Source organism: Corallococcus sp. Z5C101001 (assembly GCF_007352635.1).
GTDB classification, from domain to species: domain Bacteria; phylum Myxococcota; class Myxococcia; order Myxococcales; family Myxococcaceae; genus Corallococcus; species Corallococcus silvisoli.
The window spans coordinates 1-14,789 of record NZ_VKLU01000030.1; the positions used below are offsets into that span (position 1 = coordinate 1).

The following is a 14,789-nucleotide window of genomic DNA, read 5'->3' on the forward strand; positions in this document are numbered from 1 at the left end:
TCAACTACCTGGCCCTGGTGCAGGTGGCGCTCATCTTCTCCTACCTGCGCCACCTGCATCCATCAGACACGGCCTAGCCTTCCTCCCACGGGAGCGCCGCGCCGCGCGCGGACAGCAGCTCCAGGAAGGCGCGCACCTTGACGGGCAGCTGACGGCTGCTCGGATAGACGGCGAAGATGGGCAGGCCCGGTGGTGTGTCGGAAACAAGCACCGGGACGAGCAGCCCCGTGCGCACGTCTTCCGCCACGAGCGAGGCCGGTAGCCTCACGATGCCGAGCCCCGCTCGCGCGGCCGCCTGGCCCGCTCGCACGCTCGGCACGCGCAGGCGGCCCGTGACTGGCACCGTCCGCGCGCCCTTTCCCTCCCCGAAGAACCACACTTCATCGGTGCCGGGCTCGGCCAGGAGCACGCATTCGTGTGCGCGCAGTTCGTCGGGGGAGCGCGGGGTTCCGTGACGGCTCAGATACGTGGGGCTCGCATAACAGCCCGTGCGCACCCGCCCGAGCTTGCGCGCCACCAGGGACGAGTCCGCCAGGGGGCCCGTGCGCAACGCCAGGTCGTACTCCTCCGCGACGAGGTCCACGTGCGTCTGCGCGAGGGACAACTCCACTCGCAGCCTGGGCTGGTGCAGGAGCAGCTCGGCGATGACTGGCGTGAGCAGCTCACCCAGCAGCGACAGGGTCGCGATGCGCAAGGTGCCTCGCGCCGTGCCGCGCGCTTCGCTCAGCGCCGCGTTCACCTCGCGGGCCTCCGCGACGATCCTCGCGCAATGAGCGTGATACTCGCGGCCCGCCTCGGTGAGCCGCAGCCTCCGCGTGTTGCGCTCGAGCAGGCGCGTTCCCAGCCGCTCCTCCAGCGCGGCCAGCCGTCGACTCACTGTCGACTTGCGCAGGCCCAGGCGCTCCCCCGCGGACGTGATGCTGCCCGTCGTCACCACCTCCGTGAAGAGGAGCATGTCGTCCAGCAAGGGAGGGTTCGCGGCCACGGGGAAAGCCTATGCCCGGGCGCGCGGTAGCGCGAGCCACGTCGATGGCGCGCGGGCCCCGCCGCTCGGGTCCTCCTGCGCCGTGGGCCGGCGCTGACGCCCGCCACCGTGGACGCCTATGGGACGTGCTGGACGGAGACCTCGACCGTTCCCTGCGCGCTGCCTCCGTTTCCGTCGGAGACAGTCACTCGCAACGTGTACGTCCCGCTGGCCTCGACGGCCGGCGCCGTCCAGGTGGGCACGGCGGACGCGGGGTCGCTGAAGCTCCCCGCGGGCTCGGTGGGCGCGACCTGCTCCCACGCATAGGTGAGCGGATCCCCGTCCGTGTCGGTGGCGATGACCGCGAGGGCGACGGACTGTTGCTCGTTGACGGTGACGGGGGTCGCCGTGGGCGGAGACACCGTGGGCGGGTTGTTCGGCGCGACGGGCGGGGTGACCTCCATGTCCACCGCCCCCTGCACGGAGCCGCCCCGACCGTCGCTCACCGTCACCCTCAACGCGAAGCGCTGGCTGCTCGTCACCATGGGCGCGGTCCAGGACGGGCTGGCCGCGGTGGGGGTGTCGAACGTTCCCGCTGGTGACTCTGGGAGTTGGGTCCAGACGTACGTGAGCATGTCCCCATCCAGGTCCAGGGCCTCCAGCGTCAGTGACACCGAGGCTCCAGAGGTCACCCGCGTCGCCTGGGGCGTTGGACCCGTCAGCGTCGGAGGACGGTTGGGGGCGGGCGGGACATCATCCCGACACGACGTCGCTCCAAGGCCGATGAGCAGCCAGGACAGCAGGAACGATGACAGGCGGCGCATGGGCGTTCCCTCGAAACGGGTGCCTGGATGACTAGCAGGACTCCGGAGGCGGCCCCCACGTACCCGGGGGCCGAGCAGGGGTGGCTCTCGCACATTCCAAACGGCTCCTGAGGGCCGTGGGGCTCGGGCTAATCTGGCCGGACCGCCATGTTCCGCATCGAGTCAGAGAGAGAGCTCCTGCACGCGTTCCGGTCGAGGGATCGCAAGTTCGTCGAGTTGCCGAAGGGCACCCGATTCCCCCTCTTCATCCAGGACTACCTCGCGTGGGTGGACCCCTATGGGGTTCGCGTGTTTCTCGTGTTCACCGCGCCCGGCGGCAAGCAGCCCAGGGGCATCGCCTTCCGCCGTGATCAACAGGGCGACACCACCCTGGTGCCCCAGCTGTGTGACTGGTGCCGCACCTCGACCGGCGCGGAGATCGGCCTGCTCACCACGGATGTCGACGCGAAGCGCCGGGTGGGCGTGAATCTCTGCCTGGATCTGCGCTGCGGCGAACGGCTGGAGTCCATGACGAACCTGGCCGGTCGAAGTGTGCTGGACGGCACCCGGTCGCTGTTGGAGCGCATGGCCCGCTTCGCGCGCGAAGCGCTGGGCATGGCTTGATCGAAGTCCGCGCGCATCGCACGAGGCCGCTTGATTCGTCGGCGGTCAATGGACGTCAGGGGATGCCGTTGCGTACCCATCACTCGCGCGGGCTGGTGGATTTCCTCGGCCTTCGCCAGAATCATGACGCGAATCGAGGCTTGCGGACTGGCTGAGCTCCGCAAGGGATGAGGGTTGCCATTTCTCATCACCCTTGGAGGGTGCTGCCCCATGTCACGTCGAATCCTGCTCTGCGGTGTGCTTGTCCTCGTGGCCGCCTGCAGCACCCTTCCTCCAAAGCCATCCTCGGAGAGGCGGCCGCTGCGGGTCGTCTTGTTTCCCTATATCCCAGACTCCGCGGGGGATGGGTTCGCGAGCCTCAAGCAGCGGCTTGAGCAGGGATTCGAGCAGCACCACCCGGACGTCGATCTCGAAGTCGTGATGAATGAGAAGGACGACCTGTATGATCTGGCCGATGGGGGAACCCTGGAGCAGCTCTTCGGTTCTGGGCCCAAGGCCGCCCAGGTGGTGGAGGTCGACACGCTGCTCCTGGGCGAGCTCGTCGAGAAGGGTTGGGTTCAAGCCGTGCCCCGGGAGCCCCGGGACGTGATTCCCGCGGCGCGGCAGGCTGTGTCCATCCAGGGCAGGACCTATGGCACGCCCACCTATCTGTGCACGAACGTCGTCTACGCGAGGGACCCCGCGATCCACACCGCCACGGATGGACGGTCCCTGGTGCGGATCCTCTCGGGCATCGACGCGGCGAAGCGCCCCCTAGCGACGAACTACAGCGGGAGCTGGACCCTCCCCGCGGCGTACATGGATGCCTGGGCGGATACCCACCCAACCGGTGGCCTGGAGCCGGCGCTCGCGCTCCCCCTGGACCCGGAAGCGACAGAGGTCTTCGCGGGGGTCGTGAAGAGTTGCAAGGGTTCGGACGGGGCCAATCCCTGTCTGGACAAGACCTATGCCGACAATACGCTGGCCGAGGAGGCCTTCGCGCTGGGACAGGCCAATGGGTTCATGGGATACACGGAGCGGCTGTTTCCCATCCTCAAGGCCCAGCCCGCCGCGGCGCTGCCGCAGGTCATCTCCGTGCCGCTGGGCGGGGGCACCCATCCCGTGATGTTCGTGGATGCCTTGACGGTCAGCGCCAGGTGCGTGGAGGACTGTTCGAGCGATGCCCTGGCGCTCTCGGAGTACATGAGCCGCCCCGAGGTGCGGACGCTCATCGCCTTCAGTCAGGACGCTCCTCCGGGTTCGCTGCCGCGCTACCTGCTCCAGGCGAGTCAGGCCTTCTACCAGCGACAGCCCGCGCGCTCCGATCCGATGTACCAGCAGTACCTGCCCATCGTGCGGGACGCCCGGGTCTTTCCGAACCAGGGCTATCCGGGCAACCGGAAGGCACTCCAGACTGCGCTCCTGAAAGAACTCCAAGCCGTTCCCGTCGCCGACTCGGCGTCCGAATAGCGGAGAACACTCCCCCGGTTCCGCGCACGCCCATGTCCACAACGGCCCCCCATCCCAAGAGCTGTGCCACCTGCAGACGCGTCCTCGCGCCCCACGAGGTGTACTACCGCTTCAGCCTGGTGCTGGAAGGGGAGCAGGACCTCCTCGACCCTCCCGATGATGTGAAAGGGAGTCCCGCGGATGCGCTCGCCGAGCTCGTCCGGCGTCTGGAGGAGGGCCCCGAGGACCCGGGCGAACTGGAAGCGCAGGTGCACTGGGAGCGCGCGGGGGTGGTCTGCGCCGAGTGCCGCTCCGTGGCGGTGCGGATGCTCAGCGCCGCTCCGGAGGACGCCGGACCCCACTGAGGGCGTGTCCGGCGTCGCTCCGGTGGACCGACCGACGCGGCTCAGTGGATGCGCATCGCGAACTTGCCCAGGTGGTGCTTGAGCACCTCCTGCTGCGCCTTCGCGGCTTCCTCCAGCGCGTAGATGCGGCCGAGCTCCAGGTGGAAGGGGCCCGCTTCGATCAACGCATTGAGGCGCCGCAGGATGTCCGGGCTGGGGATGCCGTCGTAGGCCTTGGCCGTGACGCCCGGGGGCGCCTTCGGGGCCGGCTCCACGCCGTTCGGGTACGCGATGCGCCCTCCCTTGCGGACGTGCTTCAGGACTCCCTGCGCGGCGTCGCCCCTCGCCAGCACCAGCGCCGCGTCGAAGCCGTCCGGCGCGAACTCACGGCAGACCTGGTCCAGGTCGTCCTGGTGGCCCTCGGCGGCCGCCTCCGCGCCGAGCCGCCGGGCCAGCGCCACCCCGTCCTCGCCAGAGGCGATGGCCAACACCTTCACCCCCATTCTCCGGGCGAGCTGGAGCGCGATGTGGCCGATGCCACCGCTGGCGCCGAAGATGAGCAGGCGCTCTCCGGCCTTGAGCTGGAGCTGATCCTCCAGGCCCCTCAGCGTGGTGATGCCGTCCGCGGCCAGCGCCGCCGCCTGCTCCACCTTCAGTCCCTTGGGGATCTTCGTCGCCTGCTCCGCCTTCACGGCGGTGAACTCCGCGTAGAACCCTCCCTTGGGGTTCATGAACGCGTAGCCGTAGACGCTGTCGCCGACCTTCAAGTCCTTCACGTTCTTGCCGACGGCCACCACTTCTCCCGCGCCATCGGAGCCGGGCACGTAGGGGAAGCGCGGGCCGCCTGGGAGCATCCCGGCCATCTCGCCCTCGCGCTCCATGGCGTCCCAGGCGCCAATGCCCGCCGCCGCGACGCGAATGAGAATCTCGTCGTCGCCCACGGCGGGAACGGTCAGGGTCTTGATGCCGAGGACCTCCGGACCGCCAAAGCGGTCGAGCGCCGCGGCCTTCATCTTGTCGGGAATGGATGCTGGCATGCTGTGACTCCTTCTCGGGTGGGTCCGTCAGCCGAGACGATGTGCATGCTCCGTCCGACGTTCAGGGCCGCCCGCTGTCCCGGCCCCGCGGGGGAGGCAGGGGAGGGGGCCTTCGCGCCGCTCGCCGCTCCGCGTGCCTTCAGTCCAGCAGCTGCATCAGGTCCGCGCGCGTGAGCGCGGTCCCTCCCGAGGCCCCTCCGAGCGCGGCCTCGAAGAGCGCGCGCTTCTTCTCCTGGAGCAGGAGGATCTTCTCCTCCACCGTGCCCTGCGACACCATCCGGTACACCATCACCGGCCGCTGCTGCCCGATGCGATGCGCACGGTCCGCCGCCTGCGCCTCCACGGAGGGGTTCCACCACGGGTCCACCAGGAAGACGTGGTCCGCCGCCGTGAGGTTGAGCCCCGTCGCTCCCGCCTTCAGGGAGATGAGCATGACGGGGGCCCCCTGCTCATCCTGGAAGGACGTGGCCACCGCGCCCCGGTTCGCCGTGCTGCCGTCCAGGCGGATGAACCCGATGTCGGCTTCGCGCAGCGCGGGCTCGATGAGGTCCAACATGGACGTCCACTGCGAGAACACCAGCGCCTTGTGCCCGTCCGCCACCGCCGTGCCGAGCGCCTCCACCAGCGCCTGCACCTTGGAGGACGTCCTCGCCTGCTGTCCCGGCACCAGCGCCGGATGACAGGCCGCCTGCCGCAGCCGCAAGAGCGCCTCCAGCGCCTTCATCACGCTGCCGCCCTCCTCGAGCTGCGACACGACCTCCTCGCGCGTCGCGGCGTGGACCGCGTCGTAGACGGCGCGCTCCTGCTCGGTGAGGGTGACGTGCCGCACGGCCTCCGTGCGCGGCGGCAGGTCGGGCGCGACGTCGCGCTTGAGCCTGCGCAGCACGAAGGGCCGGATGCGCGCGCGGAGCTGCTCGGCGGCGCCCTTCTGGTTCTCCGACACCGGCCGGGCCCAGCGCTCGTCGAACGCCTTGCGTCCTCCCAGGAGTCCCCGGTTGGTGAAGTGCATCAGGCTCCACAGCTCCTCGAGCCGGTTCTCGATGGGGGTGCCGCTGAGCGCCAGGCGGAAGTCCGCGTCCAGCTCATAGGCCGCGCGCGCCACCTGGCTGTCCGGGTTCTTGATGGCCTGGGCCTCGTCCAGCACCACCGTGCTCCATGTCTTCGCCGCGAGGAGGGCCGCGTCCAGCCGCAGGAGCGCGTAGGTGGTGAGCGTCACGTCGGCCGTCTCGTCCAGGGTCCGGCCCACGCCGTGGTAGACGGACACCTTCAAGGACGGACGGAAGCGCTTCACCTCCGCCTCCCAGTTGGGGAGCACGCTCGTGGGCGCCACGACGAGCGTCCCCGGGCCCAACGCGCAGAGGGTCTGGAGCGTCTTGCCCAGGCCCATGTCGTCCGCGAGCACGCCTCCGAGCCCCGCCTGTCGCAGGAAGGTGAGCCAGCTCACGCCCTGCAGCTGGTACGGGCGCAGCGTCGCCGTGAGGTCCTTCGGAAGAGAGGGCTCGGGCAGCTTCTCGAAGCCCTGCACCAGCGGCGCGAGCCGTTCCAGGCCGGGCGGAGGGGGCTGCTCCAGGGCCTCGCACAGGCCGGTGAGCTGCGGGATGGCGTGGTTGGCCAGGTGCCCGTCCCGCTCGCGCGCGGCCAGCAGGTCCGTCACGCGCTGGCCGTGGGCCTTCAGCCAGCCGGTGGGCAGGGGGGCCCACCCGCCGCCCTCCAGCGGCACCAACCCCAGGCCCTCCTCCCAGGCCCGCATCACCGCGCCCGCGTCCACCGAGCGCGTCACGCCGGGCCCCAGGCCCTCGACCTGGAAGTCGAGCGAGAACCCCACGCGCGGCACTCCGGCCTCGGTGGCGGCCGTGTCCAACGTGAGCGTGGGCCGGAGCTTCACGTCGGGGCTGACCACGCCCGCGGCGTTCCCGGTGAGGCCGCCGCGCCACTTGCGCAGCCTGTCGGCGAGCTGCACGGCCTCCTTGCCGTGGACCGTCACGCGGCGGCCCGGCGCCATGTTCAGCTCATCGCGCAGCTGGTGGATGAGCTTCGTCTCGGTGGCCTCGTCGCGCACGGGGGCCGCGCCTTGGAGGTACACCATGCGCCCGTTGTCGATGCGCGCGGTGGGCGGCGAGCCGTACACCAGCGTGGGCAGCACGGAGAGCCCTGCGTCCAGCTTGTCCAGCTCCAGCGAGATGCGCGGCTTCAGCGTCCGGTCGATGGGGGGCAGCCGCCGGCTCTTCACGTCCACCGGCATGCGGCGGGCGAAGTCCGGCAGCACCTTGCCCGTCAGGTCCGCCAGCTGCTCCGGCGAGAAGACGCGCTCCTGGGGCAGGTTCTCCAGCCGCGCGCCGGTGAGCGGCTGTTCGCCCAGCCGGCAGAGCGCGCCCGCGCACAGCGCGACGCCGGGGCTGACCAGCTCGGAGATGCGGGGATCCTTCTCCACCTTGAGCACCGTCTGCTCGCCCCGGTCCTCCACGGTGACGCGGGGCAGAAGGGGCTCGTTCGAGACGGAGACGAGCGCCCCGTCGAAGAGGACGGTGCGCGCCTTCTCCAGCACGTGCAGGAGGGCATCCAGCCGGCTCGCCGGGAGCGCGCCCTTCGTGGGCTGCGCGAGCAGCTTGTCCGCGAGCAGGTCGCACGGCTCCACCTGGATGCGCGCGGCCTCCACGGGGTTGTTCAGCAGGGACGTCAGGCTGCGGGCCAGGAGCCTCGCGGTGTTGTCCGGCCGGACCACCAGCCGCTCCAACTGAAGCCCTCCGTCCACGCGCTTGAAGCGGTAGACCATGCGCTCCGGCTTCGGCGCGGTGCCGGGGCGCGGCGCGGACGGGGCGGGGCCCGGGCGGGCAGGGGCCGCTGGTGGCGTGCGGCGTCCCTCCGCCTGTCGCAGGACGATGGCCGCGGCGATGACGTGCTCGCACGGGTCCACCTTCCCCCGGCAGTCGCACTCCCAGATTTCATCCTCGGGGTAGAGCGTGGTGGTCAGGGGCTGGGGCCGCCCGGGGATGCGCACCCGCAGCACGACCTCCTCTTCGCCCACGGACTGCACCGTCACGACCCCCGCGCGCGACAGGGCCTGACCGGCGGACCAGGTGGCCGGGCCCGACTCCTCCCGGATGGCTTCGAGCAGTTCCGCGAGCGCCGACATAGGAGAGGCGATTCCCTAGTCCCGCGCAGGGCCCCGCGCAAGCAACGGGGACCGCCTGGATGCGGCCCACACCCGGAGTGACCGGGGACGTCCCACCCGGGGCGCGGTCCGCGCTCTCCATCCGCCGCGCGCACCTGGGCGCACCCTCCACGGGCCCGCGCCCTCGACGCGGAGCGCTGTGACGCGGAGGGATACACGGCGGACCCCCCTGTAACCCGTGGCGCTACAGCCGCCAGCGCACCCGGGGCCTCCAGGCCCGCCTCTTCGAGAGAGGCCTCGGAGCGCGCGCGGATGGCGTGGCGGGTGCAAGGGGTGCGGCTGGACCGCGTACCCCCCGAGGAGAGTCGTGCCGATGCGAGTGCCCTGGTCCCTGGTTGGTGTCTCCGCCGGCGCGCTGCTCATCGGCGCCGCGTGGGCCACCGTCGTCCGGCGTCCCGAGCCGCTCGTCCTGGGCCCACTGCCCGCGGTCGTCCTGCCCCACGTGGAGCTGGCCGGTGGCGCCACCACCGTGACGGACACGGGGCGCAATGCCTTTGGCCGCGCGCCCATGAACATGCCGCGCTCGCGCTGGCCGGAGTTCTACGCGGGCAAGGGCATCTTCGACCGCGACTGGAGCGACCCTCGCCAGCACGCCGCCGTGGCGGGCCCGTTCTTCAGCGCCACCGGCTGCATGACCTGCCACGTGAAGGACGGCCGGGGCCAGCCTCCGGCCAGCCCCTCGGAGGCCCCCGTCTCGCTCGCGTTCCAGCTGAGCGCACCCGGTGGTCAGGGCCTCCATCCACTCTATGGCATGCAGTTGGACGCGCACGCGGTGGAGGGGCAGGTCCCCGAAGGCCACGTCCAGGTCGACTTCGAGGAGACGCGCGGCACCTTCGCCACCGGCGAGCCGTACTCGCTGGTGCGTCCGCGCTACCAGTTCCAGGGGCTGGTGCACGGCCCGCTGGGCGACGGCGCCCTGTTCTCCGCCCGCGTGTCGCCCGTGAACTTCGGCCTGGGCCTGCTGGAGGCCCTGCCGGAGGCCGCCATCCTCGCCCGCGCTGATCCCGAGGACGCCGACCACGACGGCATCTCCGGCCGGGCCAACCAGGTGCTGGACGTGGAGACGGGGCGGACGCGCCTGGGCCGCTTCGGGTGGAAGGCCAACCAGCCGACGCTGCGCCAGCAGGTGGCGCACGCGCTCGTCGCGGACATGGGCGTCACGACGACGCTCTATCCGCGGGAGCAGGGCCGCGACGCTCCCGGCGAGCCGGAGGTGTCCCAGGACGACATGGACCTGTTGATGATCTACATGCGCCTGTTGGCCGTGCCGAAGCGGCGCGATTGGGAGGCCCCGGAGGTCCAGCGCGGTCACGCCGTGTTCCGCGCCGTCGGCTGCGCGGCCTGCCACGTGGACACGCCCCAGGAGACGGGCATGGTGGAGGGCTTCGACGAGGTGTCCCGCCAGGTCATCTACCCCTATACGGACCTGCTGTTGCACGACCTGGGCGAGGGGCTGGCGGACGGGCGGCCGGACGGGCTCGCCACGGGGAGTGAGTGGCGCACCCCCCCACTGTGGGGCATTGGACTGGTGGAGGCCGTCAACCAGCACACACGCTTCCTGCACGACGGACGGGCGCGCTCCCTGGAGGAGGCCGTGCTCTGGCACGGGGGAGAGGCGGCGCCCGCGCAGGCCCGCTACGTGCGGCTGCCCCGGGAGGACCGGGCGGCGCTGCTCGCCTTCCTGAAGTCACTCTGAGCGTCAGAGGGGGCGCCCTCCCGTCCGACCGGCGGCCAGGAGGCCCGTCGCCTGGAAGGGACTTCGACGGTCCCGAGGCACGGAACGGTGGACGGCCCGGGCCCTTGGGCTAGCCTGCGGGCCCCCTTCATGCAGCCCCACGCGCCCATCTCCGACGCCACCCCCGACGTCCCGCTCGCGGTCGACCTGGACGGGACGCTGGTGCGCACCGACACGCTGCACGAGAACCTGCTCGTGCTCCTCAAGCACGCGCCGTGGTTGCTGCTGCTGGCGCCGCTGTGGGTGCTCCGGGGCAAGGCCTTCTTCAAGGCGGAGGTGGCCCGGCGCGCGCGGCTGGACGTCACCGCGCTGCCCTACAACGCGGACGTGGTGGCCTACCTGCGCGAGGAGCGCGCCCGGGGACGCAGGCTCGTGCTGGCCACGGCGGCGGACCGGAGCATCGCGGACGCGGTGTCCGCCCACCTGGGCCTCTTCCACGACGTGGTCGCCAGCGACGCGGGCGTGAACCTGTCCGGTGCGCGCAAGCTCGAGCGGCTGCGCGAGGTGCTGGGCGGCGCGTTCGACTACGCGGGCAACGGGGCCGTGGACCTGCCCCTGTGGCGCGAGTCGCGGCACGTCATCGTGGTGCATGCGCCGGCGGGCGTGCTGCGCCAGGCCCAGGGGCTGGGCCGCCCGGTGCACCGCGTCTTCGAGCCTCCTCCGGCCAGCGTGCGCACGTGGGTGAAGGCCCTGCGGGTGCACCAGTGGGCGAAGAACGCGCTCGTCTTCGTGCCGCTCCTGGCGGCGCACAAGGCCACCCAGGGCGGCATGGCCCCGCGCGCGGTGCTGGCCTTCATCGCCTTCAGCCTCTGTGCCTCCAGCGTGTACGTCATCAACGACCTGCTGGACCTGGCGTCGGACCGGCGCCACCCCACCAAGTCCCTGCGGCCCTTCGCGTCCGGGGCCCTGCCGGTGCGCGCGGGCGTCGTGCTGGCGCCGGTGCTGCTGGGGCTCGCCGCGGCGCTGGCGCTGGGCACGCTGCCGCTGTCGTTCTCCGCGCTCCTGGCCGCGTACTTCGTGCTGACGCTGGCGTACTCGCTGCGGCTCAAGCAGGTGGTGATGCTGGACGTGCTGGTGCTGGCGGGCCTCTACACGGTGCGCATCTTCGGCGGCGCGCTGGCGGTGGGGGTGCCCACGTCGAGCTGGCTCTTGATGTTCAGCACGTTCCTCTTCCTGTCGCTGGCGCTGCTCAAGCGCCTGAGCGAGGTGCGGCGGCTGCGCCAGTCCAACGAGGTGTCCGCCCATGGACGGGGCTACCTGGCGCAGGACTACGAGCAGCTCGCGAGCCTGGGCGCGGCGGCGGGGCAGGTGTCCGTGCTGGTGCTCGCGCTCTACATCACCAGCAAGGAGGTGACGGCGCTGTATGCCCACCCCGAGCGGCTGTGGCTGCTCTGCCCGGTGATGCTGTACTGGGTGGGCCGCATCTGGGTGATGGCCCACCGGGGGCTCGTGAACGAGGATCCGCTCATCTTCGCGCTGCGCGACCGGGTCAGCTACGCCGTGGGCGCGGTCGCCGCGCTGGTGCTGTGGGTGGCGACGTGACAGGAGCGGGGCGATGAGCACGTCGGATTCCTGGGGCCGCTTTCCCCGCGTCGAGCAGCGCACGCGGGCGCTCGTCTGGCGCTCGGATGCGCTGCCCGCGGTGGACGGGGCGCTCCTTCCGCACGGCCTGGGCCGCAGCTACGGCGATTCGTGTCTCAACGCCGGGGGCACGGTGCTGCTCACGGCGGGGCTGGACCGGCTCATCGACTTCGACCCGGCGACGGGCGTGGTGCGCTGCGAGGCGGGCGTGTCGTTGGACACGCTGTTGCGGCTGTGCGTGCCGCGCGGCTGGTTCCTGCCGGTGACGCCGGGCACGAAGTTCGTGACGGTGGGCGGCGCCATCGCCAACGACGTGCACGGCAAGAACCACCACCGGGCCGGGACGTTCGGCCGGTTCGTGCGGCGGTTCGAGCTGCTGCGCTCGGATGGCAGCCGCCGCCTGTGTTCGCCGGAGGAGAACCCGGACTGGTTCGGCGCGACGATTGGCGGCCTGGGGCTCACGGGGCTCGTCACCTGGGCGGAGGTGCAGCTCTCTCCCATCCGCAACCCCTTCGTGGTGCAGGAGACCGTCCCGTTCGACAACCTGGACGGGTTCCTGCGCGTGTCGGCGGAGTCCGAGCCGGACCACGACTTCACCATGTCGTGGGTGGACTGCCTGGCGCGCGGCCGCAAGCTGGGGCGCGGCCTGTTCTACCGGGGCAACTTCGCGCCGACGCAGTTCGAGCGGCTGCCCCTGGCGAAGAGCCACCTGTCGCACGGCAGCGGGCTCGCGGTGCCCATGGACCTGCCGGGCTTCTGCCTCAACCGGCTGTCGGTGTCCGCCTTCAACTTCCTGTACTACCACCTCGAGCGCGGCCGGCCGTCCCGGCGGCTCGTGCACTACGATCCGTTCTTCTACCCGCTGGACAGCGTGAACGGCTGGAATCGCATCTACGGGCGCCGGGGCTTCCTCCAGTTCCAGTGCGTGGTGCCGCACGCCACCGCGCGCGATGCGTTGAAGGAGCTGCTGGAGCGCAGCGCCCGGGGCGGACTGCCCAGCTTCCTGTCCGTGCTCAAGACGTTCGGTAACCTGCGGTCCCCCGGGTGGCTGTCCTTCCCCCGGCCGGGCTACACGCTGGCCATGGACTTCGCCAACCAGGGCGAGAAGACCTGGCGGCTGGTGGAGGAGCTGGACCGCGTGACGCGCGATGCGGGCGGCGCGGTGTATCCGGCCAAGGACGCGCGCATGAGCCCGGAGAGCTTCGCGGCGTACTTCCCCCAGCGCGAGCGGTTCAAGGCGTACCTCGACCCGGCGTTCTCCTCCTCCTTCTGGCGCCGGGTGAACCCGGTGCCGCTGCCTTCGCTGGAGGGACGCGGAGACGCCGCGCCTCCCGCGTCACTGCTCGCCCTTCGTTAGACAGGCCTTCGCCCCATGAAGAAAGTCATCATCCTCGGCGCCACGAGCGCCATCGCGCAGGCCACGGTGCGGCTGCTCGCCGCGCGCGGAGCCTCGCTGTACCTGGTGGGCCGCAACGCCGCGAACCTGGAGGCGGTGGCCCGGGACGCGACCACGCGCGGCGCGCAGAAGGTGGAGTTCCGGTCGCTGGATTTGAACGACTGCGAAGCACACGCGAGCCTCGTCGAGCGCGCGTGGCAGGCGCTGGGGGGGCTGGACGGGGCGGTGCTGGCGCATGGCGTGCTGGGTGACCAGGAGGAGAGTCAGCGCTCGTGGGCGGCGGCGGAGGTGGTGCTGCGCACGAACTTCCTGAGCGCCGCGTCGCTGCTGACGGAGCTGGCCAACCGCTTCGAAGCGCAGAAGGCCGGCACGCTGGTGGTGATCTCGTCGGTGGCGGGGGATCGCGGCCGGCAGAGCAACTACGTCTACGGCGCGTCCAAGGGCGCGCTGACCGTGTTCCTCCAGGGCATGCGCAACCGGCTGGCGAAGTCCGGCGTGGCGGTGGTGACGGTGAAGCCCGGCTTCGTGGACACGCCGATGACGGCGCATGTGCCGAAGAACAAGCTCTTCGCCTCGCCGGAGCAGGTGGCGCGCGGGCTGCTGAAGGCCGCGGATAAGCGTAAGAACGAGGTCTACGTGCCCGGCTTCTGGGCGCTCATCATGCTCATCATCCGCTCCATCCCGGAGCCGGTGTTCAAGCGGCTGAAGCTCTAGCTGGCTGTGGAGACACGCTTCGACAGCCACGGCGACCCACTGCGAAATGGATGCGGCCCTGGGCGTTCGCCCCATCGGTCGTAGGCCGGGAGCGGTCCCGGTCCTCTTTCAACAGCCTGCTAGACGCCCAGGGCGACGAGGAGTTCGTCCAGCTGAACGAACGTCTCGCCCATCCCGCAGGTGCTCCCGGAGGCGATGGCACCGTCGAGCGCTTCCTTCGAGGGATAGAGGTCGTGCACCACGACCCGCGTCTTGCCGCTGTTCTCTTCGAAGGTCACCGTGGTGACGGCCCCCTCGGCACTTTCCTCATTCGTCCAGGCGAGGCGCGAGTGCGGCATCGCTTCGCTGTACGTACCGAAGAACGCCATCGGCTGCTCCGAGGCAGGGTGGCCGAACACGAAACGGTACGTGCCCCCGACACGCGCATCGGCCTCGCGGGAAATGAAGGAAATCCCAAACGACTTCGGTGCCCATCACCGCTTGAGCAGCTCGGGCTTGGTCCATGCCTCGAAAATGATGCGCGCCGGGCCGTTGACGGTTCGCGTGACGACGAACTCGCGCTCGGATTTCCGTTCCGTCGTTGTGACGTTCTTCACGGGTTCACTCTCGCTTCTTGCGTCCATTGACCTTCTCCTTTTGTTTCTGTTCCTCGACGGCTTTGTCCAACGCATCGGAGTGTGAAGCCCAGAGCTGGCGGTAGCTTATTCGGACATCCCCTGGCCGACTCCTGCGGGTGGCGCTCCAGGCGCGCGACATGGTGGCAGGCTCACCCGATTCCACTCCGTGCCTGGACGACAGGCACGGAGTGGAGGGTGGCTCAACTGCCGGTGGTCTTCCGTGGCGTGAGGGCCGACAGCGCCGCGCGCAGGTGCTCGACGATGGAGTCGAGGTTCGGGTCCTGCATGAGGGCGTGATGGCCGCCGGGCACGTCGTGCACCTCCAGGCCACCGCGGACCAGTGACTCCCAGCCGCGATGACGCGGGATGGGAGG

General features: G+C 70.8%; 13 protein-coding genes. 7 read left to right on the top strand and 6 right to left on the bottom strand.

The genetic code is table 11. The features are described 5' to 3' along the window. Window positions 1-73 precede the first annotated feature (73 nt). Together FOF48_RS35795 and FOF48_RS35800 are read right to left on the bottom strand one after the other, a co-directional pair. Window positions 74-985 carry a LysR family transcriptional regulator gene (locus tag FOF48_RS35795; protein ID WP_143909452.1) on the bottom strand — a complete coding sequence of 304 codons (912 nt, stop codon included), beginning with the start codon at window positions 983-985 and terminating at the stop codon, window positions 74-76. A gap of 116 nt (window positions 986-1,101) precedes the next feature. Continuing rightward, window positions 1,102-1,788, bottom strand: coding sequence for a putative Ig domain-containing protein (locus tag FOF48_RS35800; protein WP_143909454.1), 687 nt, complete (start codon window positions 1,786-1,788; stop codon window positions 1,102-1,104). 147 nt (window positions 1,789-1,935) lie between these two features. Between FOF48_RS35800 and FOF48_RS35805 the strand changes: the two genes are divergently transcribed. The 3 genes from FOF48_RS35805 (at window position 1,936) to FOF48_RS35815 (ending at window position 4,184) form a co-directional block, all read left to right on the top strand. Then, window positions 1,936-2,391 carry an FBP domain-containing protein gene (locus FOF48_RS35805; RefSeq protein ID WP_143909456.1) on the top strand — a complete coding sequence of 152 codons (456 nt, stop codon included), beginning with the start codon at window positions 1,936-1,938 and terminating at the stop codon, window positions 2,389-2,391. A gap of 210 nt (window positions 2,392-2,601) precedes the next feature. After that, on the top strand, window positions 2,602-3,840 hold the full coding sequence (locus FOF48_RS35810) for a hypothetical protein (protein WP_143909458.1): 1,239 nt from the start codon (window positions 2,602-2,604) through the stop codon (window positions 3,838-3,840). Between the two features lie 32 nt (window positions 3,841-3,872). Further along, complete coding sequence (locus FOF48_RS35815) at window positions 3,873-4,184, top strand: hypothetical protein (protein WP_143909460.1); 312 nt, start codon at window positions 3,873-3,875, stop codon at window positions 4,182-4,184. Between the two features lie 41 nt (window positions 4,185-4,225). On the opposite strand, the gene FOF48_RS35820 is transcribed toward FOF48_RS35815, so the two are convergent. Together FOF48_RS35820 and FOF48_RS35825 are read right to left on the bottom strand one after the other, a co-directional pair. Next, on the bottom strand, window positions 4,226-5,200 hold the full coding sequence (locus FOF48_RS35820) for an NADP-dependent oxidoreductase (protein ID WP_186002214.1): 975 nt from the start codon (window positions 5,198-5,200) through the stop codon (window positions 4,226-4,228). A 139-nt stretch (window positions 5,201-5,339) separates the two neighbouring features. Beyond that, on the bottom strand, window positions 5,340-8,333 hold the full coding sequence (locus tag FOF48_RS35825; RefSeq protein WP_143909462.1) for a DEAD/DEAH box helicase: 2,994 nt from the start codon (window positions 8,331-8,333) through the stop codon (window positions 5,340-5,342). Window positions 8,334-8,685: 352 nt separating this feature from the next. Here FOF48_RS35825 and FOF48_RS35830 point away from each other — a divergent pair, with 352 nt between their 5' ends. The 4 genes from FOF48_RS35830 (at window position 8,686) to FOF48_RS35845 (ending at window position 13,798) form a co-directional block, all read left to right on the top strand. Next, on the top strand, window positions 8,686-10,068 hold the full coding sequence (locus FOF48_RS35830) for a di-heme oxidoredictase family protein (RefSeq protein ID WP_143909464.1): 1,383 nt from the start codon (window positions 8,686-8,688) through the stop codon (window positions 10,066-10,068). A 129-nt stretch (window positions 10,069-10,197) separates the two neighbouring features. Further along, window positions 10,198-11,649 (top strand): UbiA family prenyltransferase, encoded by a 1,452-nt coding sequence (locus FOF48_RS35835; RefSeq protein ID WP_143909466.1) that lies wholly within the window; start codon window positions 10,198-10,200, stop codon window positions 11,647-11,649. A gap of 13 nt (window positions 11,650-11,662) precedes the next feature. Beyond that, entirely contained in the window at window positions 11,663-13,045 is a 1,383-nt protein-coding gene (locus FOF48_RS35840) for an FAD-binding oxidoreductase (RefSeq protein WP_143909468.1), read from the top strand. Between the two features lie 15 nt (window positions 13,046-13,060). Further along, window positions 13,061-13,798, top strand: coding sequence for an SDR family oxidoreductase (locus tag FOF48_RS35845; protein ID WP_143909470.1), 738 nt, complete (start codon window positions 13,061-13,063; stop codon window positions 13,796-13,798). A gap of 119 nt (window positions 13,799-13,917) precedes the next feature. Here FOF48_RS35845 and FOF48_RS37435 read toward each other — a convergent pair whose 3' ends face one another. Beyond that, complete coding sequence (locus FOF48_RS37435; protein ID WP_370456622.1) at window positions 13,918-14,250, bottom strand: SRPBCC domain-containing protein; 333 nt, start codon at window positions 14,248-14,250, stop codon at window positions 13,918-13,920. A gap of 21 nt (window positions 14,251-14,271) precedes the next feature. After that, window positions 14,272-14,394, bottom strand: a complete 123-nt coding sequence (locus tag FOF48_RS37440) for a hypothetical protein (RefSeq protein ID WP_255443056.1) — start codon at window positions 14,392-14,394, stop codon at window positions 14,272-14,274. Between the last annotated feature and the right edge of the window lie 395 nt (window positions 14,395-14,789).

Excerpts from the sequence above, each read along its gene's own strand:
- FOF48_RS35800 (WP_143909454.1), bottom strand. The coding sequence starts at position 1,788 with ATGCGCCGCCTGTCATCGTTCCTGCTGTCCTGGCTGCTCATCGGCCTT.
- FOF48_RS35805 (WP_143909456.1), top strand. The coding sequence starts at position 1,936 with ATGTTCCGCATCGAGTCAGAGAGAGAGCTCCTGCACGCGTTCCGGTCG.
- FOF48_RS35810 (WP_143909458.1), top strand. The coding sequence starts at position 2,602 with ATGTCACGTCGAATCCTGCTCTGCGGTGTGCTTGTCCTCGTGGCCGCC.
- FOF48_RS35815 (WP_143909460.1), top strand. The coding sequence starts at position 3,873 with ATGTCCACAACGGCCCCCCATCCCAAGAGCTGTGCCACCTGCAGACGC.
- FOF48_RS35820 (WP_186002214.1), bottom strand. The coding sequence starts at position 5,200 with ATGCCAGCATCCATTCCCGACAAGATGAAGGCCGCGGCGCTCGACCGC.
- FOF48_RS35825 (WP_143909462.1), bottom strand. The coding sequence starts at position 8,333 with ATGTCGGCGCTCGCGGAACTGCTCGAAGCCATCCGGGAGGAGTCGGGC.
- FOF48_RS35830 (WP_143909464.1), top strand. The coding sequence starts at position 8,686 with ATGCGAGTGCCCTGGTCCCTGGTTGGTGTCTCCGCCGGCGCGCTGCTC.
- FOF48_RS35835 (WP_143909466.1), top strand. The coding sequence starts at position 10,198 with ATGCAGCCCCACGCGCCCATCTCCGACGCCACCCCCGACGTCCCGCTC.
- FOF48_RS35840 (WP_143909468.1), top strand. The coding sequence starts at position 11,663 with ATGAGCACGTCGGATTCCTGGGGCCGCTTTCCCCGCGTCGAGCAGCGC.
- FOF48_RS35845 (WP_143909470.1), top strand. The coding sequence starts at position 13,061 with ATGAAGAAAGTCATCATCCTCGGCGCCACGAGCGCCATCGCGCAGGCC.